Origin of the sequence: Mesorhizobium sp. M7D.F.Ca.US.004.01.2.1 (genome assembly GCF_003997785.1) — a bacterium.
Lineage (GTDB): Bacteria > Pseudomonadota > Alphaproteobacteria > Rhizobiales > Rhizobiaceae > Mesorhizobium > Mesorhizobium loti.
In genome coordinates this window covers 1-26,535 of record NZ_RZRQ01000046.1, presented here as the reverse complement: position 1 = coordinate 26,535, position 26,535 = coordinate 1, and the positions used below count along the sequence as shown (strand labels likewise).

29 protein-coding genes and 1 pseudogene are annotated in these 26,535 nt (G+C 61.8%); 18 read left to right on the top strand and 12 right to left on the bottom strand.

Annotation, left to right across the window (positions count from 1 at the left end):
- From EN993_RS09925 to EN993_RS09905, 5 genes and pseudogenes are all read right to left on the bottom strand, one after another.
- A pseudogene (locus tag EN993_RS09925) lies at positions 1–608 on the bottom strand (excinuclease ABC subunit A); the annotation flags it as partial.
- Between the two features lie 717 nt (positions 609–1,325).
- On the bottom strand, positions 1,326–1,619 hold the full coding sequence (locus EN993_RS09920; RefSeq protein WP_127263091.1) for a hypothetical protein: 294 nt from the start codon (positions 1,617–1,619) through the stop codon (positions 1,326–1,328).
- A gap of 91 nt (positions 1,620–1,710) precedes the next feature.
- Entirely contained in the window at positions 1,711–2,316 is a 606-nt protein-coding gene (locus EN993_RS09915; RefSeq protein WP_127263090.1) for an ATP-dependent Clp protease proteolytic subunit, read from the bottom strand.
- Between the two features lie 22 nt (positions 2,317–2,338).
- Positions 2,339–2,842, bottom strand: a complete 504-nt coding sequence (locus EN993_RS09910) for an SRPBCC domain-containing protein (protein ID WP_127263089.1) — start codon at positions 2,840–2,842, stop codon at positions 2,339–2,341.
- The gene (locus EN993_RS09905) at positions 2,839–3,153 is read right to left on the bottom strand and encodes a metalloregulator ArsR/SmtB family transcription factor (protein ID WP_127263088.1); all 315 of its coding nucleotides are present in this window, start codon (positions 3,151–3,153) and stop codon (positions 2,839–2,841) included. The genes EN993_RS09910 and EN993_RS09905 overlap by 4 nt, the downstream gene beginning before the upstream one ends.
- Positions 3,154–3,379: 226 nt before the next feature.
- Here EN993_RS09905 and EN993_RS09900 point away from each other — a divergent pair, with 226 nt between their 5' ends.
- Positions 3,380–3,901, top strand: a complete 522-nt coding sequence (locus EN993_RS09900; RefSeq protein ID WP_109669185.1) for a single-stranded DNA-binding protein — start codon at positions 3,380–3,382, stop codon at positions 3,899–3,901.
- Between the two features lie 135 nt (positions 3,902–4,036).
- Positions 4,037–4,462 (top strand): OsmC family protein, encoded by a 426-nt coding sequence (locus EN993_RS09895; protein ID WP_127263087.1) that lies wholly within the window; start codon positions 4,037–4,039, stop codon positions 4,460–4,462.
- Between the two features lie 31 nt (positions 4,463–4,493).
- On the opposite strand, the gene EN993_RS09890 is transcribed toward EN993_RS09895, so the two are convergent.
- The 3 genes from EN993_RS09890 to EN993_RS09880 all read right to left on the bottom strand — a co-directional run bounded on the left by EN993_RS09890 (position 4,494) and on the right by EN993_RS09880 (position 6,161).
- Complete coding sequence (locus EN993_RS09890) at positions 4,494–5,123, bottom strand: MarC family protein (RefSeq protein ID WP_023670949.1); 630 nt, start codon at positions 5,121–5,123, stop codon at positions 4,494–4,496.
- A gap of 91 nt (positions 5,124–5,214) precedes the next feature.
- Positions 5,215–5,592 carry a VOC family protein gene (locus EN993_RS09885; RefSeq protein WP_127263086.1) on the bottom strand — a complete coding sequence of 126 codons (378 nt, stop codon included), beginning with the start codon at positions 5,590–5,592 and terminating at the stop codon, positions 5,215–5,217.
- Positions 5,593–5,606: 14 nt separating this feature from the next.
- Positions 5,607–6,161, bottom strand: a complete 555-nt coding sequence (locus EN993_RS09880) for a hypothetical protein (RefSeq protein WP_127263085.1) — start codon at positions 6,159–6,161, stop codon at positions 5,607–5,609.
- Positions 6,162–6,246: 85 nt separating this feature from the next.
- Between EN993_RS09880 and EN993_RS09875 the strand changes: the two genes are divergently transcribed.
- Complete coding sequence (locus EN993_RS09875; RefSeq protein ID WP_127263084.1) at positions 6,247–7,077, top strand: AraC family transcriptional regulator; 831 nt, start codon at positions 6,247–6,249, stop codon at positions 7,075–7,077.
- 10 nt (positions 7,078–7,087) lie between these two features.
- On the opposite strand, the gene EN993_RS09870 is transcribed toward EN993_RS09875, so the two are convergent.
- Together EN993_RS09870 and EN993_RS09865 are read right to left on the bottom strand one after the other, a co-directional pair.
- The gene (locus tag EN993_RS09870) at positions 7,088–7,711 is read right to left on the bottom strand and encodes a ParB-like protein (RefSeq protein ID WP_127263083.1); all 624 of its coding nucleotides are present in this window, start codon (positions 7,709–7,711) and stop codon (positions 7,088–7,090) included.
- A complete protein-coding gene (locus EN993_RS09865; RefSeq protein WP_127263082.1) occupies positions 7,708–9,411 on the bottom strand; it encodes a SulP family inorganic anion transporter in 1,704 nt (567 codons plus the stop codon). Before EN993_RS09865 ends, EN993_RS09870 begins: the two co-directional genes overlap by 4 nt.
- 209 nt (positions 9,412–9,620) lie before the next feature.
- Here EN993_RS09865 and gyrA point away from each other — a divergent pair, with 209 nt between their 5' ends.
- Positions 9,621–12,383, top strand: a complete 2,763-nt coding sequence (gene gyrA, locus EN993_RS09860; protein ID WP_127263081.1) for a DNA gyrase subunit A — start codon at positions 9,621–9,623, stop codon at positions 12,381–12,383.
- 112 nt (positions 12,384–12,495) lie between these two features.
- On the opposite strand, the gene EN993_RS09855 is transcribed toward gyrA, so the two are convergent.
- Entirely contained in the window at positions 12,496–12,642 is a 147-nt protein-coding gene (locus tag EN993_RS09855) for a hypothetical protein (RefSeq protein ID WP_127263080.1), read from the bottom strand.
- Between the two features lie 194 nt (positions 12,643–12,836).
- Between EN993_RS09855 and coaD the strand changes: the two genes are divergently transcribed.
- The 5 genes from coaD (at position 12,837) to tgt (ending at position 16,656) form a co-directional block, all read left to right on the top strand.
- Positions 12,837–13,337, top strand: a complete 501-nt coding sequence (gene coaD, locus EN993_RS09850) for a pantetheine-phosphate adenylyltransferase (RefSeq protein WP_109669169.1) — start codon at positions 12,837–12,839, stop codon at positions 13,335–13,337.
- Between the two features lie 109 nt (positions 13,338–13,446).
- Positions 13,447–13,929, top strand: a complete 483-nt coding sequence (locus tag EN993_RS09845; RefSeq protein WP_245468722.1) for a peptidylprolyl isomerase — start codon at positions 13,447–13,449, stop codon at positions 13,927–13,929.
- A gap of 12 nt (positions 13,930–13,941) precedes the next feature.
- Positions 13,942–14,391 carry a DMT family transporter gene (locus tag EN993_RS09840; protein WP_127263078.1) on the top strand — a complete coding sequence of 150 codons (450 nt, stop codon included), beginning with the start codon at positions 13,942–13,944 and terminating at the stop codon, positions 14,389–14,391.
- A complete protein-coding gene (gene queA / locus EN993_RS09835) occupies positions 14,391–15,533 on the top strand; it encodes a tRNA preQ1(34) S-adenosylmethionine ribosyltransferase-isomerase QueA (protein WP_127263077.1) in 1,143 nt (380 codons plus the stop codon). The genes EN993_RS09840 and queA overlap by 1 nt, the downstream gene beginning before the upstream one ends.
- Complete coding sequence (tgt, locus tag EN993_RS09830; RefSeq protein ID WP_127263076.1) at positions 15,526–16,656, top strand: tRNA guanosine(34) transglycosylase Tgt; 1,131 nt, start codon at positions 15,526–15,528, stop codon at positions 16,654–16,656. The genes queA and tgt overlap by 8 nt, the downstream gene beginning before the upstream one ends.
- Before the next feature lie 4 nt (positions 16,657–16,660).
- Here tgt and EN993_RS09825 read toward each other — a convergent pair whose 3' ends face one another.
- Entirely contained in the window at positions 16,661–17,080 is a 420-nt protein-coding gene (locus EN993_RS09825; RefSeq protein ID WP_126069025.1) for a DUF4864 domain-containing protein, read from the bottom strand.
- Positions 17,081–17,345: 265 nt separating this feature from the next.
- Between EN993_RS09825 and EN993_RS09820 the strand changes: the two genes are divergently transcribed.
- From EN993_RS09820 to EN993_RS09780, 9 genes are all read left to right on the top strand, one after another.
- Entirely contained in the window at positions 17,346–17,582 is a 237-nt protein-coding gene (locus tag EN993_RS09820) for an Lrp/AsnC family transcriptional regulator (protein WP_010909609.1), read from the top strand.
- A gap of 171 nt (positions 17,583–17,753) precedes the next feature.
- Positions 17,754–19,166: a circularly permuted type 2 ATP-grasp protein gene (locus EN993_RS09815; RefSeq protein ID WP_164548689.1), complete on the top strand. Its 1,413-nt coding sequence runs from the start codon at positions 17,754–17,756 to the stop codon at positions 19,164–19,166.
- Between the two features lie 21 nt (positions 19,167–19,187).
- Entirely contained in the window at positions 19,188–20,129 is a 942-nt protein-coding gene (locus tag EN993_RS09810) for an alpha-E domain-containing protein (protein WP_109669149.1), read from the top strand.
- 85 nt (positions 20,130–20,214) lie between these two features.
- Complete coding sequence (locus EN993_RS09805) at positions 20,215–21,009, top strand: transglutaminase family protein (RefSeq protein ID WP_109669147.1); 795 nt, start codon at positions 20,215–20,217, stop codon at positions 21,007–21,009.
- Positions 21,010–21,041: 32 nt separating this feature from the next.
- Positions 21,042–21,773 (top strand): peptidase, encoded by a 732-nt coding sequence (locus tag EN993_RS09800; protein WP_127263075.1) that lies wholly within the window; start codon positions 21,042–21,044, stop codon positions 21,771–21,773.
- 104 nt (positions 21,774–21,877) lie between these two features.
- Positions 21,878–23,290 (top strand): aspartate aminotransferase family protein, encoded by a 1,413-nt coding sequence (locus EN993_RS09795; RefSeq protein ID WP_127263074.1) that lies wholly within the window; start codon positions 21,878–21,880, stop codon positions 23,288–23,290.
- Positions 23,291–23,417: 127 nt separating this feature from the next.
- Positions 23,418–24,185 carry a DeoR/GlpR family DNA-binding transcription regulator gene (locus EN993_RS09790; RefSeq protein ID WP_109669141.1) on the top strand — a complete coding sequence of 256 codons (768 nt, stop codon included), beginning with the start codon at positions 23,418–23,420 and terminating at the stop codon, positions 24,183–24,185.
- Positions 24,186–24,311: 126 nt separating this feature from the next.
- Positions 24,312–25,838, top strand: a complete 1,527-nt coding sequence (glpD, locus tag EN993_RS09785) for a glycerol-3-phosphate dehydrogenase (protein WP_127263073.1) — start codon at positions 24,312–24,314, stop codon at positions 25,836–25,838.
- A 42-nt stretch (positions 25,839–25,880) separates the two neighbouring features.
- Positions 25,881–26,535: ABC transporter ATP-binding protein (locus EN993_RS09780; RefSeq protein ID WP_164757598.1), on the top strand; the 655-nt coding region annotated here is incomplete at its 3' end.

Sequence of the window (26,535 nt, the reverse complement as noted above, 5' to 3'; positions counted from 1 at the left end):
AGGTCATGCTTGTACTTCTTGTCCAGCGCCGGCACGTCGGCGATCTCATAGAAAACGCCGTCGACCTTGACGCGCTGAAAACCCTTCTTCTGCAGCTCCAGCAATTCCTTGCGGTATTCGCCTTTGCGGCCGCGCACCATCGGCGCCAGGATGAACAGGCGCGTGCCTTCCTCGACCGCCAGCACACGGTCGACCATCTGCGAAACCGTCTGGCTCTCGATCGGCAGGCCGGTGGCCGGCGAATAGGGGATGCCAACGCGCGCAAACAGCAGGCGCATATAGTCGTAGATCTCGGTGACGGTGCCGACGGTCGAACGCGGGTTCTTCGAGGTGGTCTTCTGCTCGATGGAGATGGCGGGCGACAGGCCGTCGATCTGGTCGACGTCAGGCTTCTGCATCATTTCGAGGAATTGCCGTGCGTAGGCCGACAGGCTTTCGACGTAGCGGCGCTGGCCCTCGGCGTAGATGGTGTCGAAGGCAAGCGACGATTTGCCGGAACCCGACAGGCCGGTCATGACAATCAGGCTGTCACGCGGCAGGTCGAGATCGACATTCTTCAGATTGTGTTCGCGCGCCCCGCGAATGGAAAGATATTTATGGTCGGCCATAGCCGGTCGCCGCCTCAGAATCTGGAATTTCCTGGAATGGCGGGTTTTCCCGGCCATCCCCTATGTAGGTAGTTTTGCCGCCACGTCGAGAGACGCCACAATTCCCGACAAATGCGTTTAACCGTCTTTCGCGTGCACGGGCAAGCGGAAAGAACAAAGGCCGAACACGCTCCTGACAAAGCTGTGCAGAAACTGACTTGCACGTAACCTCCCTGCGATCACATTTTTCGGTAACCGGCTATTGAAGGTTGACGTCCCCGACTCAGGGGCGCAGACTCCAGCAGTCAACGAAGCCGGCCGTCTTTCGATGGCCTCGCCGCCCAGAGGCGGCCTGCGAGACGCCGCAGGCACTTGCGATTTGTGCTTCGGGACGACAACGTCGCAACGGACACAGGAGCGGAGCTATGACGCCACCGGATCGTCCCCCAGGGTTCCAGTTGTCACTGGAGCCGCGGCAGGCATAAGTGCCAGGGTTTAGCGTTTTCGCCACCCAGCAAACCGTGACCTGCCATCTCTCGTAAAAATCAGAGACTGCTAGTCGGATCGTCGGTTGAATGCCGCGGTGCATCCGAAATCAAACGCCGGCAGTACACTCCCGGCAAAATTGGATTTGAGATCCAAAAAAAGGCCCCGTCCGTTTGCGCAAAGCACGGCGGGGCTGTTTTCATGTGCGGATTGTTTTATTGGGCGATAGGCGCGGCGCGCCGGCACTCACTATCAGTGGCGCGGCAGCCCTGTTGAGCCGGCGCCGACATCGACGGTGATGCTGCCGGAAATCCTGACATCCGTATCGCCGATCTTGAACTGACCATTGCCGTTGCTGGGAAACGCGTCGTCGGGTTTGGGAGCCGGCTTGGCGATACGATAGTCGCCGGTCACGCCGGGCAGGGCGCCTTTCTGCGCTGGCGAACTGTCCTCTGCAAAAGCCGCGCCGCTCACAAGGCCGGCAAAAGCGAGCACCACGACGGCGATGACGCGGCGCGATGGTCTGGACGGATAAGTGTCGGTCATCGCAAGACTATAGTGACGTGCCGGCGATGGGACCAGACCAGCGTCGTCAAATCTTCGACAACCGGCAGGAGCCAGGATCAGGGGCTTGGCTTCATGCCGCCTTTTTTCGCGTGTCGAAAACATGGTCGACGATGCCCCATGCCTGTGCCTCCCGGGCGGTCATGAAGTGGTCGCGATCCAGCGTGCGCTCGACCTCTTCATAGGTGCGGCCGCAATGTTGCGCGTAGAGTTCGGCCATGTGCCGTTTCGTCCGGCCGATGCGCTCGGCATGACGCTGGATGTCGGAGGCCTGGCCCTGGAAGCCGCCCAGCGGCTGATGCAGCAGGATGGTGGCGTTCGGCAGCGAGATACGACGCCCCGGTGTGCCTGCCATCAGCAGGAAAGAAGCCATCGAGGCGGCAAAGCCCATGCACACGGTGGATACCGGGCAACTGATATATTGCATCGTGTCGTAGATGGCGAAGCCGCTGGTCACCACGCCGCCCGGCGAGTTGATGTAGAGCGAGATCTCCTTGTCGGGATTGTCGGATTCCAGCGACAGCAGCTGTGCGCAGACCAGTGCCGAGATGTCGTCGTTGATCTCGCCATTGATGAAGACGATGCGCTCGCGCAGCAGCCGTGAAAAGATGTCGAAGGCACGTTCGCCGCGGCTCGATTGCTCGATCACCATCGGCACCAGACTGGCAAGGCCGCTCATTGTATGTCTCCGTTGTTGTCGCTCAGGCTGCACGCAGCAAGAGGCGAGGCATGTTTGCGGCGATTGGCTTGCGTGAACTGTCAAGTGAAAGCCGGCAGCCGGCGCCGGCCATGGCAATTGCGGGCATTGCCGTCCGGGCGAAGCCATCATGGACGATGCGCAGATGCGTGCCGCCGGAAACCGTGCGGGCGAGTGTGAAGGTGACAATGCTGTCCAATGGGCTGTCGAGCGGGGCCTGCCGCGCCGCGCCGCCTGGCTGCGAGCGCTCCCGCCAGGAATAGCGCAACAGCCGTTCGGGCTCGGCGTCGAGGATTTCGCATTCGATCGGCGCATTCGGACCGGCGAAGGCAAAACGATTGCCGATCTCGGGTCTGATGTCGTTCGGCATCATCCAGGCGGCGAGCAGCTCCGGAACGGTCAGGGCCCGCCAGACCTTTTCTGGCGGCTCGGCAAGGTCGTACTCGAACTCGATCGCGTCCGCGGCGTCGCTTTGGCTCTCGTTGGTCGTCAATCTCGCCTTCTTCATTGATCCATGTCCTTCAAAACGGCCTTCAGCCTTTCGATGCGCTCCGGCCAGAAGGTCCGGTAGCGTTCGATCCAGGAGAGCAAGGGGGCGAGCCCCTGCGGGTCGGCGCGGTAAAATGCGTTGCGGCCCACACGCCGCTCGACCACCAGGCCGGCGCCACGCAGCACCGCCAGATGCTGCGACACCGCGGGCTGTGACACCGTCATGCCGGTGCGCAATTCCGATACGCTCATCTCGCCGGCGGCGAGCCGCTCAAAAACGGCGCGGCGCGTGGGGTCGGCCAGGGCCCGGAAAATCTCTGCTTCGATCATGGCCAAAGCATAAGCATTCACTTATTGATTTGGCAAGCGCTCTTTTCAAACCCATATGAGGCCTTCGGACATTGCTGCCATTCCTTGACAATCGGCAGGGATGCAGATAAGAACGAAAAGGGAACAAAAACCTTGTGGGTAAAGGCAGCCATGGCAGGCGGCTGACGTCGGCAGCCTGTAAGGTGCTGCGACAAAAATTTGTTTCAGATGAGCGCGGAGAAATATCATGGCGGGTAGCGTCAACAAGGTCATTCTGGTCGGTAACCTCGGTGCGGACCCTGAAATCCGCCGGCTGAACTCGGGCGAGCCGGTCGTCAACATTCGCATTGCCACCTCGGAAAGCTGGCGCGACAAGAATTCCGGTGAGCGCAAGGAAAAGACCGAGTGGCACAACGTCGTCATCTTCAATGAGGGCATCGCCAAGGTGGCCGAGCAGTATCTGAAGAAGGGCATGAAGGTCTATGTCGAGGGCCAGCTGCAGACGCGCAAATGGCAGGACCAGACCGGCGCCGACAAGTACACGACCGAAGTCGTGCTGCAGAAATTCCGCGGCGAGCTGCAGATGCTCGACGCACGCGGACAGGGCGAAGGCGGCCAGGTCGGCGGCTATGCCGGTGGCGGCAGCACCCGTGGTTCCGATTTCGGCCAGTCCAGCCCGAGCGAAGGCTTCAATCGCGGTGGTGGCGGTGCCAAGAGCGGCGGCGGTGGCGGTTCGTCGCGCGAACTGGACGACGAGATTCCGTTCTGATCGCAACAGCAGATGTTATTTTTGGCTTAAGTCAAACATTGCGCCCCGAGAGTCCCTCATGGACTTTCGGGGTTTTGCATTGTCGAATTGAACGCTGATTTGGCGATCAACGAAATATGGCGAAGGACGAGTTCGATGAAAGCACGCGTAAAATGGGTTGAGGAGCGCACCTTCGTCGGCGAATCCGGCAGCGGCCACAAGGTCGTGCTGGGAACCGCCCCCGGACCGGAAGGCAGGACACCGGGACCGAGCCCGATGGAGCTGGTGCTGATCGGCACCGGCGGCTGTTCGGCCTATGATGTCGTGCATATCCTCGAAAAGGGCCGCGAGGCGGTCGAGGACTGCGTGGTCGAACTCGACGCCGACCGGGCCGAAACCGAGCCCAGGGTGTTCACCCGCATCCATATGCATTTCGTCGTCAAGGGCAGGGCGCTCTCGCCCGACAAGGTCAAACGGGCAATTGACCTCTCGATCGAAAAATATTGCTCGGCCTCCGCAATGTTGGCCAAGACCGCCACGATTACCCACGATTTCGAAGTGATCGACACGACGGCGAAGTAGGCAGTAGGCAGTAGGCAGTAGGGACCGCCGTTCAGCCCGCCATCAGCGCCTTGATGCCATCCGCCACGAACTGCACGGCCAGCGCCGCCAGGATGACGCCGAGCAGCCGGGTCAGGATCGAGCGTCCGGTCTGGCCGAGAATGCGGTCGATGCGTTCCGACAGCACGAACACCAGATAGGTGATGGCGAGGCAGACGAAGATAATGCCGACCAGCGCCGCCTGCGCGGCAAAGCCCTGGAACGAACCGGAGAGCAGCACAGTCGCCGAAATGGCGCCGGGTCCGGCAATCAGCGGGATCGCCAGCGGGAAGGCGGCGATGTTGTGGATCATGTCCTTGGTGATGGCGACGTCGCCAATCTTTTCCTTGCGGTCCTGCCGGCGCTCGAACACCATTTCGAAGGCGATGAAGAACAAGAGGAAACCGCCGGCGACGCGGAAGGCCGGCAGCGTGATGCCGAACACCGACAGGATCGAGGCGCCGGCAACCGCAAACAGCGCCATCACCAGGAAACCGATGATCGAGGCGCGGACGGAAACCTGCTGGCGCTCCTCGCGGTTCATGCCGCGTGTCACTGCGAGGAACAGCGGCGCCAGGCCAGGCGGATCGATGGTCACGAGAATGGTGACGAAGGCGTTGAACAAGCTGTCGAAGCTCGGCATCTCTGACCCCTCCCGCCGGGCCGTGCCCGCACCAGCATATTGGTAGAGCAAAGCCCGTTCGGTGGGAACTGTCAGGACAGCGAAACTGGGTTTAGCCGGCAGCGCCGCAATAGGCCTCGATGCGATAGCCGTCTGGGTCGACGACAAAGGCGGCATAGTAGTTGTCGCCATAGTCGGCGCGCAGGCCCGGCGCACCATTGTCACTGCCGCTTTCGCGCAGAGCGCCGGCATGGAAAGTGTCGACGCTGGCCCGCGTTGGTGCGGCGAAGCAGAAATGCAGACCGGATTTGTCGTCTGGCGGCACAGGCCGAGCCGCCTCGTTCACCCATAACACGACGTTTTGAGCGCCATAACCAAGCGAGCCCGGTGACTGGCTCAGACAGCTGTAGCCGAGCGGCTTCAGTGCGGCATCATAGAAGCGCTTGGAGGCGGCGGCGTCGCGGACGCCGATCGAGATATGATCGAACATGATTTTCTCCATTGTTACAATATCTTGCGGTGCCAGCTTGTTGTCGCTCGGCGCGCCAGGAACTCGACCTCCAGCCGCCATGTCGCGCCGTCGTCGTGCGAGCGCTCGCCAAGCCAGCGGAAGCTGCCTTCGGTGATACGGGAAAAACTCCAGCGCACCGATGAACCGGTGCCGTCGGCGCCCACTTGCACGATCGTGTCGCCCTCGGCGCGGCCGAGCTGGCGGCTAAAATACTGGTTGCGCGGATCGCTCCAGAAGATGTGCCAGGCATCCGCGCTGGGATCATAGACGCGCAGCGTCGTGCCGTAGAAAGTCCATTTGCCGAGCGAAGGCTGGGAGCCAGTGCCCCGCGCGGGCAGGATCCAGACATCCTGGATCGCCCGGCCTTCGAGCACCCAGCCGAAATGCACCTCGCCACGCCCGGTCAGCACCGTGCCGTCCTCGAGATGGCGCGAGGCGTCGAATGTCCAGGCGCCGACGAAGCGGCCGTAAAGGCTCAGCTTTTCGGCGAGCCCTTCCACTGGTCCGGGGCTGTGCAGGGCTTCGGCAAAGGAGGATTGATCGAACATGGTTCCGGTCTCTTTTTGTCAGGAGACAGAGAGGAGTAGGCGGTGATGGGGTTCTGGGCTTGGGAAAAATTGCTATATTCCGGTCATGACAGCGACCACGCATACGCTCGCATCCGGACCCGGCTGGCACGTGACGGATGTGATCTGCACGGCTAGCGCCGGCGACCGGTCGTTTGAGGAAGCACATCAGGATTTCTGTGTCGCCGCGGTCACCAGCGGGACGTTCCGCTACCGTGCGCAACAAGGTACGGCGATGCTGGCGCCCGGCGCGCTTCTGCTCGGCAATCCCGGCACATGCTATGAATGCGGGCACGAGCACGGCAGCGGAGACCGTTGCCTCTCGTTCCATTTCGGGCCGGCCTACATGGAACGGATCGCGGCTGGCGTGCCGGGCGCCAGGAAGCTGGCCTTCGAGGCGCCACGCCTGCCGCCTTTGCCGGTCCTGGCGCCACTGCTGGCCGAGGCTGAAACCGCGCGCGAGATGGCCGACAACGGCGCCTTCGAGGAACTTTCCCTGCGCATAGCCGGTGCTGCCGTGGCTACAGCCTCTGGCGCTACGCATGTCGGGCGCGCACCAAGCCGCCGCGATCAGAAACGGGTTGCCGAGGCAGTGCGGCGGATCGAACTGGACGCCGACGGATCGGTCTCGCTTTCGGCGCTTGCCGATGAAACGGCGACCAGCCCCTACCATTTCCTGCGCATCTTCCGGCAGGTCGCGGGCATGACGCCCTATCAGTTCCTGCTCAAGACCCGGCTGCACAGGGCCGCGGTGCGGCTGCGCATGTCTGACGATGCGATCTCGGCGATCGCCTTCGAGGCCGGCTTCAACGATTTGTCGACCTTCAATCGTCGTTTTCGACGAATCATGGGGGAGACGCCGGGCCAGTATCGCACCCGCCGCGCGGCGGCCTGCTAAAGCTTGCAGCTCAATCCGATGTCGGCCCACACCAGCCGGGAAGATAGTCCGCGTCCTTGCCCTTCGACAGGCTCATTGCCTCCTTCATCGCCTTGTCGAAATTCTTCGCCACCGCATTCCTGTCGATGCGCCGGCGAAGGAAATCTGCCCAGATGAATTCGCTGAACGGCGTCGTGTCCTTGGCAAAGCCGCCCATCCGACGCAGTTCGCCCGCCATGCTCCGGTAGGGATCATCGATCAGCTCGCCGATTGTCTTCGGAATTGCCGCGTAATCGCGGCGCCGGCCGTTCTCATCGAACGGGTGCATCCAGCCCCTGTTATCGAGCACGAAAAGAAACGCGTCCTTGTCGAGCGCGGACAGGTCGCTGATCACGGTTACAAGCACGTCCTTGACGCCTTCCTCGAGCAGGGCGCGAGCGAGGTGATGGTGATCGGTGACGTAGTTGCGATTTTTGGGACCCAATACGACCGGCACCATGTGTTTGCCGAGAAAAGTGCCGGTCTTCTTCTTGGCGTCTTGCGCCCGGATCATCTGGCGCTTCAACGCAACTTCTCTCATGCCGACCGTTATCTGCGTCGGCCTCAGTTCCTCGACGGGAACCGGCGTGACAATGGGTTCTCGGGGGTCAATCATGGCATTCCATCCTGTTCTTGCTGCTGCTGTTTCCCCAGACCAAGTGACTTAATTGCCGCGTCGACGCTGTGGAATATGCGCTGCGTGCCGACCATTTCAGCAATGCCGAACCGCGCCAGTGCCGCCTGCGCACGCACGGATTCTAGCCGCGCGATGGCAAACATCGCGCCCGACTGCCGGCAATGGAGGATGGTGTCGATCAGGGCTTGCGCGGCGGTGTAATCGATTTCGACGATGTTGCTGGCCTCGAGCACGACCAGTTTCACGGTTTCGTTCCGGGCGTCGATGAGATCGCAAAGGCCACGCTTGAAACGGTCGGCATTGACGAAAGACAGCGGCGCCTGGAACGCCGCGACCAGCACACCGGGGAGCTGTTCGCCGACAGCCGGATTACCGGGCGGCCACCACACCGAAGTGCCCGGCACCTGTTCCAGTTCGATCGGCTGCGTACGGGTCGCGCTCCAGATTCCGTGCAGCAGCGACAGGCCGATGCCGATCGCCACGCCAGTCTCGATCGGCAGCACGACGATCGCCGCCATGGTGATGAGGATCAAGACGAATTCGACCGGCGCCTGCCGGTAGACATTGGCGAACACCTTCCAGCGCAAAATGTGCTGCGCAACGAACAAAAGGACACCGGCAAGGGCGGCCTGCGGAACATCGGCAAGCAGGCCGCCACCGAAAGCACCAAGCGCCAGCACGATGGCCGCGGCAACAAGGCCGGACAATTGCGAGCGGCCGCCCGACTGGGCGACGATTGCGGTGCGCGGTGGGCTGGCATTGACGGCAAAGGCGCCGAACAGGCCCGATAGGATGCTGCCGGCGCCAACGCCGACGAAATCGCGATTGACGTCGGGAGCCTCGCCCTGCTGCGGCGCGAAGGAACGGGAGGTGGCCGCCGTCTGCACCATGACGACGATGGCGATCAGCAGCGCCAGTGGAAACAGCGCCTGCACATCGTCGAGGCTGGCATGCGGCAGGCCGGTCTGTGGCAGGCCGTTGGGCAAGGCGCCGAGCACCTCGACGCCGCGGTCCTTAAGGCCGAAGACGGCAACCGCGATGGTGGCGAGCACCATGGCGATCAACGCGCCGGGGATACGGGCGCTGATCCGGTCGGCGCAGAACACGATCGCGAACACGCCAAGACCGAGCGCGAGGCTCCAGGGATTGGTCAGATGGAGATTGCCGGCAATCTCACCGACGCGCCGCAAGGTTTCACCGCTCTCGGAGGGCAGGTCGAGCAGTCCGGGCAATTGCGAAACGATGATATGGACGGCGATACCGGCCAGGAATCCTGTCGTGACCGGCACCGACAAAAGGTCGGCGATCCAGCCAAGGCGAAAGACACCGCTTAGCGTCACAATCAGCCCGACCATCAGCGCCAGCATGGCTGCCAGCGCCAGATAATGCGGCGACCCGGATGCCGCGAGCATCGCGAGGCCACCGGCAAACAAGGGCGTGATGGTCGAATCCGCGCCGGATGAGAGATGCCGGTTGGCCCCGAACAGGGCAAATGCCACCGAACCGGCAACAAAGGCAAAGAAACCGATTTCAGGAGCAAAGCCGCCCAGCCGGGCCGTTGCCATCTGTTCGGGAATGGCAATCGCCGCCAGTGTCACGCCCGCGACGATATCTCTGTTGAGATCCTGCGGTCGCCAACCGCTCAGTGCTCGCAAAGGCAGCCACGGGGTCCAATTCATCGCGCTCGCGGCTTTCGCAGGGGAAAACGGTCCATTGCAGGCTTTTGCCTTGGTGCGGCGAAAACCGCCTTGGCCATATCGTCGCAATCAGTGGTATCCATTTGAAATTACCACCAAAAATGACACTGGAAAAGTGCCTGACATGTTGGAGTTTCAGCCTTGCTTCCTATATAAGCACCAAGTGATTCCTGATTAGATTGTGATCCGATTTGACCGACCAGAAGACACCGCGCGGCGCCGACGGCGGCCCCACCGGCATCGAGCCGATATCCATCGTCGAGGAGATGCAGCGTTCCTATCTCGATTACGCCATGAGCGTGATCGTCAGCCGCGCTCTGCCCGACGTGCGCGACGGCCTGAAGCCGGTGCATCGCCGCATTCTCTTCGCCGCCCATGAGAGCGGTTACCACTGGAACCGCAAATATGTGAAGTCGGCGCGTCCGGTCGCCGACGTGATGGGTAAATACCATCCGCATGGCGACGCTTCCATCTATGACGCCTTGGTGCGCATGGCGCAGGACTGGTCGCTGCGCGTGCCGTTGATCGACGGACAGGGCAATTTCGGCTCCATCGACGGCGATCCGCCGGCAGCGATGCGCTACACGGAAGCGCGGCTGACCAAGGTCGCGCACGAGCTTCTGGAGGATATCGACAAGGATACCGTCGATTTCCAGGACACTTACGATGCCTCGGGCAGCGAACCGAAGGTTCTGCCGGCACGTTTTCCCAATCTTCTGGTCAACGGCTCGGGCGGCATCGCCGTCGGCATGGCGACCAACATCCCGCCGCACAATCTCGGCGAAATCTGCAACGGCGCGATCGCCATCATCGACAATCCGGCGATCGACCTGCCGGCGCTGATGGAGATCATTCCGGGCCCGGATTTCCCGACCGGCGCCATCGTGCTTGGCCGCTCCGGCATCTACAGCGCCTATTCGACCGGCCGCGGCTCCATCGTCATGCGCGGCAAGGTCAACATCGAACAGCGCGGCAATGACCGCGAGTCGATCATCATCACCGAAGTTCCCTACCAGGTGAACAAATCGTCGATGATCGAGAAGATGGCCGAACTGGTGCGCGACAAGCGCATCGAGGGCATTTCCGACATTCGCGACGAGAGCGACCGCCAGGGCTATCGGGTCGTCATCGAGCTGAAGCGCGACGCCGTTGCCGACGTCATCCTCAACCAGCTCTATCGCTTCACGCCGCTGCAGACCTCTTTCGGCGCCAATATGGTGGCGCTGAACGGCGGCAAGCCGGAAGTGATGAACCTGACCGACATGCTGAAGGCGTTTGTCGCCTTCCGTGAAGAGGTGATCACAAGGCGCACGAAATTCCTGCTGCGCAAGGCGCGCGACCGCGCCCATGTGCTGGTTGGTCTCGCCATCGCCGTCGCCAACATCGACGAGGTCATCAAACTGATCCGCACCGCGCCGGATCCGCAGACGGCGCGCGAGCAATTGATGGAGCGGCGCTGGCCGTCCGGCGACGTCGAATCGCTGATCCTTCTGATCGACGATCCGCGCCATCGCATCAATGAGGACGGCACCTACAATCTGTCCGAGGAACAGGCGCGCGCCATTCTCGAGCTGCGCCTGCAGCGCCTGACCGCGCTCGGCCGCGACGAAATCGCTGACGAGTTGAACACGATCGGCGCCGAAATCATTGATTATCTGGACATTTTGTCGTCCCGCGCGCGCGTCCAGCAGATCGTCAAGGACGAGCTTGCCGCCGTACGCGACGAGTTCGGCACGCCGCGCCGTACCGAGCTCACCGATGGTGGGTCGGACATGGAAGACGAGGACCTGATCCAGCGCGAGGACATGGTCGTGACGGTGAGCCATTCCGGCTACATCAAGCGCGTGCCGCTGTCGCTCTACCGGGCGCAGCGCCGCGGCGGCAAGGGCCGCTCCGGCATGTCGACCAAGGAAGAGGATTTCGTCACCCGGCTGTTCGTGGCCAACACGCATACGCCGGTGCTGTTCTTCTCCTCGCGCGGCATCGTCTACAAGGAAAAGGTCTGGCGGCTGCCGATCGGCAATCCCCAGTCGCGCGGCAAGGCGCTGATCAACATGCTGCCGTTGGAGCAGGGCGAGCGCATCACCACGATCATGCCTCTGCCCGAGGACGAGACGAGCTGGGGCGAGCTCGACGTGATGTTCGCCACCACGCGCGGCACCGTGCGCCGTAACAAGCTGTCCGACTTCGTCCAGGTCAACCGCAATGGCAAGATCGCCATGAAGCTGGAGGAGGAGGGCGACGAGATCCTTGGCGTCGAGACCTGCACCGACAATGACGACGTGCTTCTGACCGCCAGCTCCGGTCAATGCATCCGCTTTTCGGTCGGCGACGTGCGCGTCTTCCAGAGCCGCAACTCTGTCGGCGTGCGCGGCATAACCATGGCCGAGACCGACCGCATCATCTCCATGTCGGTGATCGAGAATGTCGATGCGCCGCCAGCCGAGCGCGCCGCCTATCTGAAGCGAGCGGCAGCCGAACGGCGGCTTGCCGCTGGCATCGCAGCCGGCGAAGAGGAAGAGATCGCGCTGACCAATGAAGAGGTCGGCGAGGAGACGGAGCTTTCCGACGAGCGCTACGAGTTCCTCAAGGCTCATGAGAAGTACGTGCTAACGGTGACCGAATTCGGCTACGGCAAGCGCTCTTCGTCCTATGATTTCCGGCTGACCGGACGCGGCGGCAAGGGCATCCGTGCCACCGATGTGTCGAAGGTAGCCGAGATCGGCAGGCTGGTGGCGACGTTCCCGGTCGGCAATGACGACCAGATCATGCTGGTATCGGATGGCGGCACCGTCATCCGGGTGCCGGTCAACGGCATCCGTTTCGCCAGCCGCGCCACCAAGGGCGTGACCATCTTCAACACGGCTGAAGGTGAAAAGGTGGTTTCGGTCGAGCGGATCTCGGAACCGCAATCGGACGAAGAAAGCGAAGAGACTGTCGAGGACGGTTGCTGATGCCGCTCCGGCGCCTGACACCGGTCCGGAGGGTGCGGACTAAGTCCGGCACCCAGGTTATGACATAGCAACGCCGACCCATCGGCCGGCGCGGCAGCAAGTTTAGGCTTTATCAGTAGTGGCGATATGGCTTGCGGGGGCCGAAGAAGCGCTTGGTGTTTGCCTTGACGCGGACGCGTTGTGCCTCCTGATGCAGCCCAAATACGGTGGCGATCAGCATGGCGACGGTCATTGCGGTGGCGAGCATGTAGATCAGCATGTGCGTGTTCTCCTGCGCCTAACAACGGATAGATGGGATTTTGGTTTCATCTTATTAAGGTGCAACCTAGTGAACGCTGCGTGAAGGCTTCGTGATCAGCGTGTTCATCTGTCGTTCATGTGCCGGAAAAGGTTCACGGCCGGCGCGCCGATCGGATTTGCCTTTGCGAGAGAGGCTCGCTAGAAGCACCTGCCATGACTGAACGCATCGCCCTCTATGCCGGCTCCTTCGACCCGCTGACCAACGGCCATCTCGATGTGCTGAAGGCGTCGCTGGCGGTGGCCGACATCGTCTATGCGGCGATCGGCATTCATCCGGGAAAGCAGCCGCTGTTTTCCTTCGAGGAGCGGGTGAAGCTGATCGAGACAGCGACGAAGGCAGAATTCGGCAGCGACGGCGCCCGCATCAAGGTCGTCGCCTTCGACGGGCTGGTCATCGACGCGGCCAGGAAGCAGGGCGCCTCGATCATGATCCGCGGCCTGCGTGACGGCACCGACCTCGACTATGAGATGCAGATGGCCGGCATGAACGAGACCATGGCGCCTGAACTGCAGACGGTTTTTCTGCCCGCCAGCCCTTCCGTGCGCACCATTACCGCCACACTTGTCCGCCAGATTGCCTCGATGGGAGGCGACATCCGCCCCTTCGTGCCGGCGGCGGTTGCCGGCGCGCTCACCGCCAAATTCAAGAAATAAGACCCCGGAGACAGATATGCAGCTGAAAAAGCTCGCCTCGTTCCTCGTTGTGCTTGCCGGTCTTGTGACCGCATCGGTCTCGGCTTTTGCCGCCGACCCGGAAAACACCATGATCGTCACGCTGAAGGACGGCGACGTCACCATTGCGCTGAGGCCCGACCTCGCGCCCAAGCATGTCGCCCAGATCAAGAAGCTGGTGCGCCAGGGCGCCTATGACAATGTCGCCTTCCATCGCGTCATCGAAGGCTTCATGGCGCAGACCGGCGACGTCAAGTTCGGCAATTCCTCGAAGCCGACATTCGCTCCATCCCGCGCGGGCATGGGCGGCTCGGAAAAGCCGGATTTGAAGGCTGAATTCTCCAACGCCAACCATGGCCGCGGCACCTGCTCGATGGCCCGGTCGCAGAACCCGAACTCGGCCAATTCGCAGTTCTTCATCTGCTTTGACGATGCCGCCTTCCTCAACCGTCAGTATACGGTCTGGGGCCAGGTCATCGAAGGCATGGACAATGTCGACAAGATCAAGCGCGGGGAGCCGGTGCAGGATCCCGACAAGATCGTGTCGCTGAAGGTCGCGGCCGACGTCAAGTAAGGTTAAACGACAATGATGGGCGTCGTCTGGTCGCTTCTCGGCATCCTGTCCGGCGCCTTCATTGCCATTCAGGCACCGATCAATTCGCAGTTGGCGCGCGGCTTGGGTCTCCCGGTCGCGGCGGCTGCGTTTTCGTTCCTGTCGGGCGCGATCGTGCTCGGCATCATCTCCGCTACGGTGGTGAAGCTGCAAGGCATCTCGCTCGACTGGAAAGCGCCGGCGCCCTGGCTGTTCGTAGCCGGCGGCATGCTCGGCGGCTTCTATGTCACGCTGTCGACGATTCTGACGCCGCGCATCGGCGCCGCCGCGCTGATGGCGTTTCTGGTCGCCGGCCAGTTGCTGGCCGGCATGCTCATCGACCGCGTCGGCTTCCTCGGCGTCGCGGTGCGTGAAATCTCGCTCGGCCGCATCGCCGGCGCGGTGCTGCTGCTGGCCGGAGCGCTGCTCGTCCGGCTCTACTGATGCGCGTCGACCTCTTCGACTTCGACCTGCCGGAGGAGCGCATCGCGCTTCGCCCGGCGGACCCGCGCGACAGCGCCAAGATGCTGGTGGTCAAGTCAGGCGAAGGGCTCGATGACCGCAGGGTGGGCGACCTGCCGTCCCTGCTCAGGGCCGGCGACGTGCTGGTTTTCAACGACACCAAGGTCATTCCGGCGCAGCTCAAAGGCATCAGGCGGCGCGGCGAGGCGGCGGCGCAGGTCGAGGCCACCCTGCATATGCGCATGGCACCGGATCGCTGGCTGGCCTTCATGAGGCCGGGCAAGCGAATCGCTGCAGGCGACCGCATCCATTTCGGCCATGACGGCAATTCCTGTTTCCTCGGCCAGCTCGACGCCACGGTGATCGAGAAAGGCGAGGGCGGCGAAGCACTGCTTGGCTTCGACCTGTCGGGGCCATTTCTCGACGAGGCACTGCACGCTGTCGGCCATATTCCGCTGCCGCCCTATATCGCCTCGAAGCGCGACGATGACGAACGCGACCGGGCCGACTACCAGACCATTTATGCCCGCGAGGAAGGCGCCGTCGCGGCACCGACAGCGGGCCTGCATTTCACGCCGGAGCTTTTTGCAGCGCTTGACGCCAAGGGCATCGAACGCCGCTTCGTCACCTTGCATGTCGGCGCCGGCACGTTCCTGCCGGTGAAGGCGGACGACACCGCCGACCACAAGATGCATGCCGAGACCGGTTCGGTCAGCCGAGAAACCGCGGATGCGCTCAATGCGGCGAAGGCGAAGGGCGGGCGCATCGTTGCTGTCGGCACGACCTCGCTGCGGCTGCTGGAGAGTGCGGCGCGTGAGGACGGCACTCTGCTTGCATGGTCCGGCCCGACCGATATCTTCATCACGCCCGGCTACCGCTTTCGCACCGCCGACATGCTGATGACCAATTTCCACCTGCCGCGCTCGACACTGTTCATGCTGGTTTCGGCCTTCAGCGGCCTCGAGACGATGCGCGCGGCCTATGCGCATGCCATCGAGAACCGCTACAGATTCTATTCCTATGGCGACGCAAGCCTGCTTTTCCGAGCGGAGACGAGCGATGGACAGTCGCTCGACAAGCAGGCACCGGGCGCCCCGGTCCACGACAAGGAATTCAATGGCTAAGCCGTTCAGCTTCAAGGTTCTGGCGACTGACGGTAAGGCGCGGCGCGGTGTGATCGACATGCCGCGTGGCGAAATCCGCACGCCGGCCTTCATGCCGGTCGGCACCGGCGGCACCGTCAAGGCCATGTATATGGACCAGGTGCGCGGTGTCGGCGCCGACATCATCCTGGGCAACACCTACCATCTGATGCTGCGGCCTGGCGCCGAGCGCGTGGCGCGGCTCGGCGGCCTGCATGAATTCGCCCGCTGGCCGCATCCGATCCTGACCGACAGCGGCGGGTTCCAGGTGATGTCGCTGTCGAAGCTGAGAAAGCTGACTGAAAAGGGCGTCACCTTCCGCTCGCACATAGACGGCGCCGCCTACGAGATGTCGCCGGAACGCTCGATCGAGATCCAGGGGCTGCTCGATTCCGACATCCAGATGCAGCTCGACGAATGCACGGCGCTGCCGGCCGAGATGAAGGAGATCGAGCGCGCCATGGAGTTGTCGCTGCGCTGGGCCGAGCGCTGCAAGACGGCGTTCGGCGACCAGCCGGGCAAGGCGATGTTCGGCATCGTGCAAGGCGGTGACAATGCAGCACTGCGGATGCGTTCGGCGCAGGCGCTGAGCGCAATGGAGTTGAAAGGCTACGCCGTTGGCGGCCTTGCCGTCGGCGAGCCGCAAGCCGTGATGCTCGAAATGCTCGACATCACCTGTCCGGAACTGCCAGCGGACAAACCGCGCTATCTCATGGGCGTCGGCACGCCTGACGATATCCTGAAATCGGTGGCGCGCGGCATCGACATGTTCGACTGCGTGATGCCGACACGGGCCGGCCGCCACGGCCTTGCCTATACAAGGCGGGGCAAGGTCAATCTGCGCAACGCCCGCCATGCCGACGATCCGCGTCCACTGGATGAGGAAAGCGATTGCCCGGCCGCCCGGGACTACTCGCGCGCCTATCTGCATCATCTGGTGCGCTCGCAGGAAGCGCTTGGCGCCATGCTTTTGACCTGGAACAATCTTTCCTACTACCAGAAACTGATGCAGGACATCCGCGCTGCGATCGAGGCCGGCACCTTCCAGGCGCGCGGCGCAGAAATCACCGAGGGCTGGGCGAGGGGCGATATCTCGTTGCTGTGAGGCCTCAAGTGCTGAGCGAATTCGACGCGCGCAGGCTGCAGCCGGTGATCTGGAATGTGCCGTCGGGCTGTTGCTGCAACGTGTAGACAGCCTCGTAGTCCTTGCCGTCGGGGCCGACGATCAGTACCTGCTGGACGATCGAACCCGGGGCCGTCTCCTCGACCTTGCCGAAGGAATAGGTCTGCGGCTTGCGCACCGGCGGGTAGCCGTTTGTCACCATGTTCATGAAGGCATCGACGGTCGGGAAAATCCGTTTCACATTAGGCGCGGCGAAGCTATAGGCAGTGGCGCCGTCATTGGCGATGAGTGCCTTCAACTGGCCATCGATGACGGACTGCCCTGCCTTGATCTCGGCATCGCCGGCAAATGCCGACGACACAAAGAGGAATGGAACGAATGCGAATGCGAAAAAGGCGCGGCGCATGGCCTGTCTCCGTTGTCCCGCGGAATATCTTCCCTCAAAAATAGTGCTGTCCGAAGACGCATCATAACATACGCTTGGCAGCGCATCGCGGTTTCAGCGATTGCGAATAATCGCTGGCGATCGGCGGCAGGTTGCAGCCTGTGGCGGAGCTGCGGGAGCTCGTAGCCCAGGTCCAGGCCGGCTGAGCATTCATTCCAGCGCTTGAAAGCCCGCCTCCAGTCTGCCAGAAGGGCCGCTGGACTTGGACGTTTAGCGGGACGAAGCCATGAAGGCGTTTTTCGTGCAGATCAAATGCGAGTTGGGCAAATCCTATGAGGTTGCCAGCGCGCTTGCCGATGCCGAGATCGCTTCGGAAATCTACTCCACCGCCGGCAATTACGATCTGCTCGCCAAATTCTATGTCGACGACGAGGAAGACGTCGGCCATTTCGTCAACGAGAAGGTGCAGATTCTCCCCGGCATCAAGGACACCTTCACCGTCGTCACGTTCCGCGCCTTTTAGCCATCGAGCGCACTTGCCCGGACACGAGGCAAAGCCTGATTACCGTCATATTTCGGCTGCCTTAATTTTAGGCAGGTGCAACATACTGATCGCCCGTATCTCCCAAATCACCGATTGCGCTTGATTTTCTCCGGCGACGCCAGTGAAATGGCGTCACAGGGGAGTATGCGATTGGCAGCGTTCGATGAAATGCTTCCGGAAGTCTCCGGATTGAGAAGACCATATTCGGCTTATGATCGCTGGCTGAAGGAGCAGGATCCGGCCAGGTTGACCGAGAAAATGCAGGACGCCGAACGCGTCTTCCGCAAGACCGGCATCACCTTCGCCGTTTATGGCGAGCAGGAAGCCTCCGAGCGGCTGATCCCGTTCGACATCGTTCCCCGGATCATTTCAGGCAATGAATGGCGCCGCCTCACGCAAGGCATCGAGCAACGCGTGCAGGCGCTGAACGCCTTCCTCGACGATATCTACCATCGCCAGGAAATCCTGCGGGCAGGGCGCGTTCCCAGGGAGTTGATCGCCAGGAACGAGGCATTCCTGCCGGAAATGATAGGCGTCAGGCCGCCGGCTGGCGTCTATACGCACATCATCGGCGTCGACATCGTCCGCATCTCAGAGGACGAGTTCTATGTGCTGGAAGACAATGCGCGCACGCCGTCGGGTGTCTCCTACATGCTGGAGAACCGCGAGACGATGATGCAGCTGTTTCCCGAGCTGTTCCAGAAGATCAAGGTGCGGCCGGTGGAAAACTATCCGCAGCTTCTGCGCCAGTCGCTGGCGGCGGTGCGGCCGCAAAGCACCAAGGGCGCGCCGACCATCGCGGTGCTGACGCCCGGTAGTTTCAACTCCGCCTATTTCGAACACGCCTTCCTCGCCGACCAGATGGGCGTGCAACTGGTCGAAGGCCAGGATCTGCGCGTTGTCGATGGCCACGTCGCCATGCGCACGACCGAAGGCTACAAGCAGATCGACGTACTTTATCGCCGCGTCGACGATTCGTACCTCGATCCACTGACGTTCCGGCCGGACTCGGCGCTCGGCGTGCCCGGCATCATGGATGTCTATCGGGCCGGCAACATCACCATCGCCAACGCGCCGGGCACCGGCATCGCCGATGACAAGGCGATCTATTCCTACATGCCCGAGATCATCGAATTCTACACCGGCCGCAAGGCGATCCTCGGCAACATTCCGACCTGGCGCTGCTCGGAGCCGGACAGCCTGAAATACGTTCTCGAACACATCGACGAACTGGTGATCAAGGAAGTGCACGGTTCCGGCGGCTACGGCATGCTGGTCGGGCCGGCGGCGACCAAGAAGGAATGCGAGACGTTTGCCAAGAAACTGGCGGCAAAACCCTCGAATTACATTGCCCAACCGACCCTGGCCCTGTCGACTTGCCCGATCCTGACGGAAAAGGGGCTGGCGCCACGCCACGTGGATCTCAGGCCTTATGTGCTGGTCTCCGATCGCATCCAGATTGTGCCCGGCGGGCTGACCCGCGTGGCGCTCAAGGAAGGCTCACTGGTGGTCAATTCCTCGCAGGGCGGCGGCACCAAGGATACGTGGGTGCTGGATGACTGATTTCCATTTGAAGGTTCTTGCATGCTTTTAGGCCGCACCGCCAACGGGCTCTATTGGATGAACCGCTATATCGAGCGGGCGGAAAACATGGCGCGCTTGGTCGACGCCGGCCTGCGCATGGCGCTGACTCGTACCCAGAGCGCCTCGGAAGAGTGGAATTCGGTGCTGCTCAGCGCTGGTTCTGACGTCACTTTCAGCCAGAAATATTCTGATTATACCGCCGCCAATGTCGCCGACTTCCTGTTGCGCGACACGTCGAACCCGTCGAGCACGATGGCGTCGATCGAAACGGCCCGCAACAATGCCCGCATGGTGCGCACCGCGCTGACGCGCGAGACCTGGGAAAGCATCAACGAAGCCTGGATGTCGCTGAAGCGGATGCTGGCCAGGCCGATCGACGAGCGCGACCTGCCCAGCGTGCTCGATGCGATCAAGCGCGAGACGGCGCTGATCCGCGGCTCGTTCTACGGCACCATGCTGCGCAACGAGATCTTCGACTTCTCGCAGCTCGGCACCTATGTCGAGCGCGCCGACAACACGGCGCGCATCCTCGATGTGAAATACTACGTGCTCCTGCCGTCGATCTCCTGGGTCGGCTCGACGCTCGACAACTACCAGTGGGAATCGATCCTGCGTTCTGTGTCGGCACATCGCTCTTATCGCTGGGTCTATGACGCCGATTACAAACCGACGAACATTGCCGACTACCTGATCCTCAATGTCCGCATGCCGCGGTCGCTGATGTTCTGCTATCGCTTCCTGTCGGAGCATCTGAAATTCCTCGGCGACGACTACGGCGAGCGCCATGCCTGCCACGCAACGGCCGAGAAAACGCAGGCAATGCTGAGAGCGGGATCGATCAAGGATATTTTCGATACCGGCCTGCATGAATTCCTGGCCAATTTCATTCGCGATAACACCAAGCTGGGCGACGAAATCGCACAAGATTACCGGTTCAACTGAGCATGGTCCCGAACCGGAGGACCGCGATAGCGAAAAGTGGGAACCGGTTTTCGGACAAGATCATGCTCACAAACGGAAAAAAAGCATGCGGCTGAAGATCACCCATCGGACCGAATACCGCTACGATGCACCGGTGCACTATCTGTTGCAGCGGCTGCGGCTGCTTCCGGTCAGCGGATCGACGCAGACCGTTCTGTCCTGGGCGCTGGCCATCGAAGGCGCGCGCGAAGAGGTTCGCTTTGTCGACCATTTCGGCAACGACACAAGGCTGTTGAGCGTCGAGGGCGAGCGCGACTTCATCACCGTGGAAGCATCAGGCGAAGTGGTGACGCGCGACACCGCAGGTGTCTCGGGACCACACCAGGGCTTTACGCCGCTCTGGCTGTACAGCCATGAAACGCCATTGACGACGATCGGCAGCGGTGTTCGCGAACTCGCGGCATCGGTCGGCAAGGGCACCGACATCGAGAGGCTTCACCGGCTGATGGCTGTCATCGGCGAGCGCGTTGCCTACACGCCCGGCACCACCAATGCGGCGACGCCGGCGGAGGAAGCCTTGGCGCTCAAGACCGGTGTCTGCCAGGATCACACCCATATCTTTGCCGCCGCGGCGCGCGCCATGGGCTTTCCGGCTCGCTATGTCAGTGGCTATCTGATGCTGGATGCAACGGTTGAGCAGGCCGCAAGTCACGCCTGGGCCGAAGCGCATGTGTCGGGTCTCGGCTGGGTTGCCTTCGATGCCGCCAATGGCATTTCGCCTGACGAGCGCTATGTAAAGGTGGCAACGGGCCGCGACTACCGCGACGCCACGCCGGTGTCGGGAATTCGGCTGGGACAGGCGGAAGAACAGCTTGCGGTCACCGTCACGGTGGAGCAGTAATCTTTCGCAAGATTGCTGCCAGAAGAGATTCCATGACTTATTGCGTTGGCCTGAAGATCGATCGCGGGCTCGTGTTCATGTCGGACACGCGCACCAATGCCGGCATGGATTCGATTTCCACCTTCCGCAAGATGCATATCTGGGAGCAGCCGGGCGAGCGCGTCATCGTTTTGATGTCGGCGGGCAATCTGGCGACGACGCAGGCCGTGGTCAGCCTGCTCGACGAACGCACTAAGGCAATTGCCGACCGTCACGCCACGCTTCTGGAAACGCCGTCGATGTATCAGACGGTGCGGCTGGTCGGCGATACGGTCAAGGAGGTCATCGCCAGTTCGTCGCCTGCGGGCGAGAAGGCGGATTCCTACTTCAATGCTTCCTTCATCCTCGGCGGCCAGATCAAAGGCAGCGAGCCGCGCCTGTTCATGATCTATCCCGAAGGCAATTTCATCGAATCGACCGATGACACGCCGTTCTTCCAGATCGGCGAGACCAAATATGGCAAGCCGATCATCATCCGCGCCTATGAAAAGACGATGAGCCTCGCCGAGACGGTGAAGCTGCTTTTGGTGTCGTTCGATTCGACATTGAAGTCGAACCTGTCCGTCGGCTTGCCGCTCGACCTGCTCTTTCTGGAGAAGGACGCCTTCAAGGTCGGGTTGAAGAAGCGGATCAGCCAGGACGACCAGTATTACCGCACGATCTCGGACGGCTGGTCGAATGCGCTTAAGACGGCCTTTGCCAGCCTGCCGGATTTTCCTGGCTAGGGTGCGCGAAGTTCGCCGCCGGCGGTTGCGTATATTTCACGCGTTAATTAATAAAGAGGCCAGCCGCTATGGATGGCCGCGAGGGATCATGTCGGGAGGACAGGATGAACAACGATGAGTTCCGGGAATGGTCGCGGCGCGCCGCCGACTGGGGCGCCGACTACCGCGACACACTACGCGAACGGCCGGTACGGCCACTGGTCGAGCCCGGCGACATCTTCAAAAGCATCGAGGCTTCGCCGCCCGAAGACGGCGAACCGATGGACCGGATCTTCGCCGACTTCGAAGAGAAGATTCTGCCGGGGATGACGCACTGGCAGCATCCCCGCTTTTTCGCCTATTTCCCGGCCAATGCGGCGCCGGTCTCGGTGGTGGCGGAGTATCTGGTCTCGGCGATGGCCGCACAGTGCATGCTTTGGCAGACGTCGCCGGCGGCGACCGAGCTGGAAACGCGCACCGTCGACTGGATGCGCCAGGCGCTCGGCCTGCCGGAAGGTTTTTCCGGGGTGATCCAGGATTCGGCCTCGTCGGCGACGCTGGCCGCGGTGCTGACCATGCGCGAGCGGGCACTCGAGTGGCAAGGCAACAAACAGGGCCTGGCAGGGCAGACACGGCTGCGCATTTATTCGTCCGACCAGGTCCACACCTCGATCGACCGGGCGATCTGGGTGTCAGGCATCGGCGAGGACAATCTCGTGCGCATTCCGGTAGGCGGCCGCTTTCGCGCCATGGACACGGCAGCGCTCGAGGCGGCAATCACCGCCGACCGGGAAGCCGGCATGCTGCCGGCCGGCATCATCGCTTGCGTCGGCGGCACCAGCATCGGCGGCACCGACGACATTGCTGCGGTTGCCGCGGTGGCGCGGCGGCATGGGCTCTATCTTCACGTCGATGCCGCCTGGGCCGGATCGGCGATGATCTGTCCGGAGTATCGGCATTTCTGGGCAGGCGTTGAAGGTGCCGATTCGATCGTTTTCAATCCGCACAAATGGCTGGGTGCCCAGTTCGATTGCTCGATCCAGTTCCTGCGTGACCCCGAAAGTCATGTACGGACGTTGGCTATCAAGCCGGAATTCCTGAAGACGCATGGGCGTGATGGCATCATCAACTATTCCGAATGGTCAGTGCCGCTCGGCAGGCGGTTCCGCGCGCTGAAATTGTGGTTCCTGCTGCGCGCCCATGGGCTGGAAAGCCTGCGCACGATGATCCGCAATCATGTCGCGTGGAGCGAAGGGCTTGCCGCGCGGCTGGCAAGGGAACCGGATTTCGAGATCGTCAGCGAGCCGATGCTGTCGTTGTTCTCGTTCCGGCACAAGACTGCAGCCGGCGCCGATGCGGACGCGCTCAATCTGCAACTGGTCAATACGATCAACGACGATGGCCGCATCTACCTGACGCAAACGAAGGTCGATGGGCTGATAGCAATCCGTTTCCAGATCGGTCAGTTCGAGGCGACCGCCGCCGATGTCGATATGGCCTTCACCGTCATCACGGAAATCGCGCGCGGAATAGCTTGATCAGGCACAATCTGGTTTGCGTTGGCGTTTGCCTTGGCAATCATATGTATTTCATTAGCCGGCTTATGCCTTTTCATCGGTTTCGTTTTCGACTATAGACAAGAAAAACGAAAACGGGAGGTTGCTTATGTATCTGTCGCCACGCCATGCCGAAATCATCCAGATGGCCAAGGATCATGGGCGCGTGCTGGTCGATGACCTGGCCACCCACTTCAATGTGACGCCGCAGACCATACGCAAGGATCTCAACGATCTGTGCGACCAGCGGCTGCTTTCGCGCATCCATGGCGGCGCGTTGTTCCCGTCCGGCATCGAGAACATGGAGTATGAGGCGAGGCGCAAGATCGCTGCCGACGAGAAGGAGGCGATCGGCCGTGCGGCAGCCAGGCTGATCCCCGACAATGCCTCGCTGTTCATCAACATAGGGACCACGACCGAGTCGGTCAGCAAGGCGCTGCTCGATCACAACGGTCTCATGGTCATCACCAATAACATCAATGTTGCCAATAGGATGCGGATATATCCGTCGATCGAGGTGGTGATTGCTGGTGGTGTTGTGCGCGGTTCCGATGGCGGTGTGGTCGGCGAAGCGGCGGTTGATTTCATCAGGCAGTTCAAGGTCGACTATGCGGTGATCGGCGCATCCGCCATCGACCATGACGGCGCCTTGCTCGACTTTGATTTTCGCGAGGTCAAGGTGGCGCAGGCGATCATCGCCAATGCAAGGCATGTCATCCTGGTTTCCGACCAGACCAAATTCGAGCGAACCGCACCGGTGCGCATCGGCCATCTGTCGCAGGTCAACACCTTCATCACCGACCGTTGCGACATCCCGTCGGTGCGCAAGATCTGCCAGGAGGCCGAGGTTCAGCTGATCGAGACGTCGCTCACCTAGGCGGTTTCGACCTGATATCACGCGCTCGTGATATTTCGTTTGACATTCGTTATCATTTCGAAATAATTCCGACACGGTTTCGTAAAAGCCCAAAAATGGTGCAATGCGAAATCGCTGGAGGAATTTGTGGACGCATCTCCGATCCGTGACATTTTCGTCATAGGTGGCGGCATCAATGGCTGCGGTATCGCCCGCGATGCCGTCGGGCGTGGCTTTTCCGTCTTTCTCGCAGAGATGAACGATCTGGCGAGTGGAACTTCCTCAGGTTCCACCAAACTGATCCATGGCGGCCTGCGCTACCTCGAATTCTACGAATTCCGCCTGGTGCGCGAGGCGCTGATGGAGCGCGAGGTTCTGTGGAAGAACGCGCCGCATATCATTTGGCCGATGCGCTTCGTGCTGCCCTATGCCAAGGGCCTGCGTCCGGCCTGGCTGATCAGGCTCGGTCTCTTCCTCTACGACCACATTGGCGGGCGCAAATTGCTGCCGGCGACTAGGACGCTGGACATGGCCAGGGATCCGGCCGGCAAGCCTTTGAAACCGCTGTTCAAGAAGGCCTTCGAGTATTCGGATGGCTGGGTCAATGATGCGCGACTGGTGGCGTTGAACGCGCGTGATGCCGCCGACCGCGGCGCAACGGTCCGGACCCGTACGAAAGTGGTCGGCGCGCGCCGCGAAAACGGTCTGTGGACGGTCCAGATCGAGGACCTGCAGACCGGCGAGACGGAGGAGATCAAGGCGCGCCTGCTGGTCAATGCCGCCGGACCCTGGGTCGATCATGTGCTTTCCGGCGTCGTCGGCCTCAACGACGTGCACAATGTCCGCCTCGTGCAGGGCAGCCACATCGTCATCGGCAAGAAATTCGACGATCCGCGCGCCTATTTCTTCCAGAACAAGGATGGCCGCATCATCTTCGCCATTCCCTACGAGGAAGAGTTCACCTTGATCGGCACCACCGACCAGGACTACCCCGGCGATCCGCATGACGTGAAGATCAGCGACACCGAGATCGACTACCTCTGCGCCGCGGCAAGCGAATATTTCGCGCAACCGGTCAAGCGCTCGGACATCGTCTGGACCTATTCGGCCGTCCGCCCGCTCTATGATGACGGCGCCTCCAAGGCGCAGGAAGCGACGCGCGATTATGTGCTGAAGGCCGATGGCGGCGAGGGCGCGGCCCCGATCGTCAACGCCTTCGGCGGCAAGATCACCACCTATCGCCGGCTGTCGGAATCGATGCTGGAAAAGATCGAGGGTTTTCTCGGCAAGCGCGGCAAGCCATGGACGGCAAACGCGCCACTGCCGGGCGGCGATTTCCCGGCCACCGGTTTCGATGCCGAGGTGGCGAAACTGAAAACCGCCTACCCGTTCCTCGACGCGCGCTTGGCCCGCCGGCTGACCAGGCTCTACGGCACCCGCGCAAGGATGCTGTTGGGGCTAGCCAAATCGAATTCTGATCTCGGCCGTAACTTCGGCGCTGATCTTTACGAGGCCGAGGTGCGCTATCTCGTTCAAAACGAATGGGCGGTCACATCAGAAGATGTATTGTGGCGCCGGACCAAGCGCGGTCTGCATCTCAGCCGCGAGCAGGTGGCGGCGCTCGATGAATTCATGCGCGGTATAAGCCGGCGCCATGTCGCGGCTGCCGAATGAAGAGGGGTTTGAGCTGATGCAGAAGGCCTGGGAGGAGGCGTCATGCTGGAACTGAGAAACGTCACCAAGACGGTTGGTGCGGTCGAGCATATAAGCGACGTGTCGCTGACGCTCCAGCACGGCTCGCTCAACGTCCTGCTCGGACCTACGCTCTCCGGCAAGACCAGCCTGATGCGGCTGATGGCCGGCCTCGATGTGCCGACCTCCGGTTCGATCTGGTTCGACGGCCAGAATGTCACCGGCGTGCCGGTGCAGAAGCGCAAGATCGCCATGGTCTACCAGCAGTTCATCAACTATCCGGCGATGACCGTCTATGAGAACATCGCTTCGCCGCTCCGGGTGGCCGGCACCGATCAGGCCAAGATCGACAAGGAAGTGCGCGATGCCGCCGCACTTCTCAAGCTGACACCCTATCTCGACCGCACGCCGCTCAGCCTGTCCGGCGGCCAGCAGCAGCGCACCGCACTGGCGCGCGCCATCGTCAAGAACGCCAGCCTGGTCCTGCTCGACGAACCGCTCGCCAATCTCGACTATAAATTGCGCGAAGAGCTGCGCGCCGAGTTGCCCAGGATATTCGCCGCCGCTGGCACCATCTTCGTCTATGCAACGACCGAGCCGCACGAAGCCCTGCTGCTCGGCGGCAACACCGCCACGCTTTCCGAAGGACGCATCACCCAGTGCGGACGGACCATCGAGG

Bases quoted from the DNA above. Each gene is read 5' to 3' on its own strand.
- EN993_RS09920 (WP_127263091.1), bottom strand. From the start codon at position 1,619: ATGACCGACACTTATCCGTCCAGACCATCGCGCCGCGTCATCGCCGTC.
- EN993_RS09915 (WP_127263090.1), bottom strand. From the start codon at position 2,316: ATGAGCGGCCTTGCCAGTCTGGTGCCGATGGTGATCGAGCAATCGAGC.
- EN993_RS09910 (WP_127263089.1), bottom strand. From the start codon at position 2,842: ATGAAGAAGGCGAGATTGACGACCAACGAGAGCCAAAGCGACGCCGCG.
- EN993_RS09905 (WP_127263088.1), bottom strand. From the start codon at position 3,153: ATGATCGAAGCAGAGATTTTCCGGGCCCTGGCCGACCCCACGCGCCGC.
- EN993_RS09900 (WP_109669185.1), top strand. From the start codon at position 3,380: ATGGCGGGTAGCGTCAACAAGGTCATTCTGGTCGGTAACCTCGGTGCG.
- EN993_RS09895 (WP_127263087.1), top strand. From the start codon at position 4,037: ATGAAAGCACGCGTAAAATGGGTTGAGGAGCGCACCTTCGTCGGCGAA.
- EN993_RS09890 (WP_023670949.1), bottom strand. From the start codon at position 5,123: ATGCCGAGCTTCGACAGCTTGTTCAACGCCTTCGTCACCATTCTCGTG.
- EN993_RS09885 (WP_127263086.1), bottom strand. From the start codon at position 5,592: ATGTTCGATCATATCTCGATCGGCGTCCGCGACGCCGCCGCCTCCAAG.
- EN993_RS09880 (WP_127263085.1), bottom strand. From the start codon at position 6,161: ATGTTCGATCAATCCTCCTTTGCCGAAGCCCTGCACAGCCCCGGACCA.
- EN993_RS09875 (WP_127263084.1), top strand. From the start codon at position 6,247: ATGACAGCGACCACGCATACGCTCGCATCCGGACCCGGCTGGCACGTG.
- EN993_RS09870 (WP_127263083.1), bottom strand. From the start codon at position 7,711: ATGATTGACCCCCGAGAACCCATTGTCACGCCGGTTCCCGTCGAGGAA.
- EN993_RS09865 (WP_127263082.1), bottom strand. From the start codon at position 9,411: ATGAATTGGACCCCGTGGCTGCCTTTGCGAGCACTGAGCGGTTGGCGA.
- EN993_RS09855 (WP_127263080.1), bottom strand. From the start codon at position 12,642: ATGCTGATCTACATGCTCGCCACCGCAATGACCGTCGCCATGCTGATC.
- coaD (WP_109669169.1), top strand. From the start codon at position 12,837: ATGACTGAACGCATCGCCCTCTATGCCGGCTCCTTCGACCCGCTGACC.
- EN993_RS09845 (WP_245468722.1), top strand. From the start codon at position 13,447: ATGATCGTCACGCTGAAGGACGGCGACGTCACCATTGCGCTGAGGCCC.
- EN993_RS09840 (WP_127263078.1), top strand. From the start codon at position 13,942: ATGATGGGCGTCGTCTGGTCGCTTCTCGGCATCCTGTCCGGCGCCTTC.
- queA (WP_127263077.1), top strand. From the start codon at position 14,391: ATGCGCGTCGACCTCTTCGACTTCGACCTGCCGGAGGAGCGCATCGCG.
- tgt (WP_127263076.1), top strand. From the start codon at position 15,526: ATGGCTAAGCCGTTCAGCTTCAAGGTTCTGGCGACTGACGGTAAGGCG.
- EN993_RS09825 (WP_126069025.1), bottom strand. From the start codon at position 17,080: ATGCGCCGCGCCTTTTTCGCATTCGCATTCGTTCCATTCCTCTTTGTG.
- EN993_RS09820 (WP_010909609.1), top strand. From the start codon at position 17,346: ATGAAGGCGTTTTTCGTGCAGATCAAATGCGAGTTGGGCAAATCCTAT.
- EN993_RS09810 (WP_109669149.1), top strand. From the start codon at position 19,188: ATGCTTTTAGGCCGCACCGCCAACGGGCTCTATTGGATGAACCGCTAT.
- EN993_RS09805 (WP_109669147.1), top strand. From the start codon at position 20,215: ATGCGGCTGAAGATCACCCATCGGACCGAATACCGCTACGATGCACCG.
- EN993_RS09800 (WP_127263075.1), top strand. From the start codon at position 21,042: ATGACTTATTGCGTTGGCCTGAAGATCGATCGCGGGCTCGTGTTCATG.
- EN993_RS09795 (WP_127263074.1), top strand. From the start codon at position 21,878: ATGAACAACGATGAGTTCCGGGAATGGTCGCGGCGCGCCGCCGACTGG.
- EN993_RS09790 (WP_109669141.1), top strand. From the start codon at position 23,418: ATGTATCTGTCGCCACGCCATGCCGAAATCATCCAGATGGCCAAGGAT.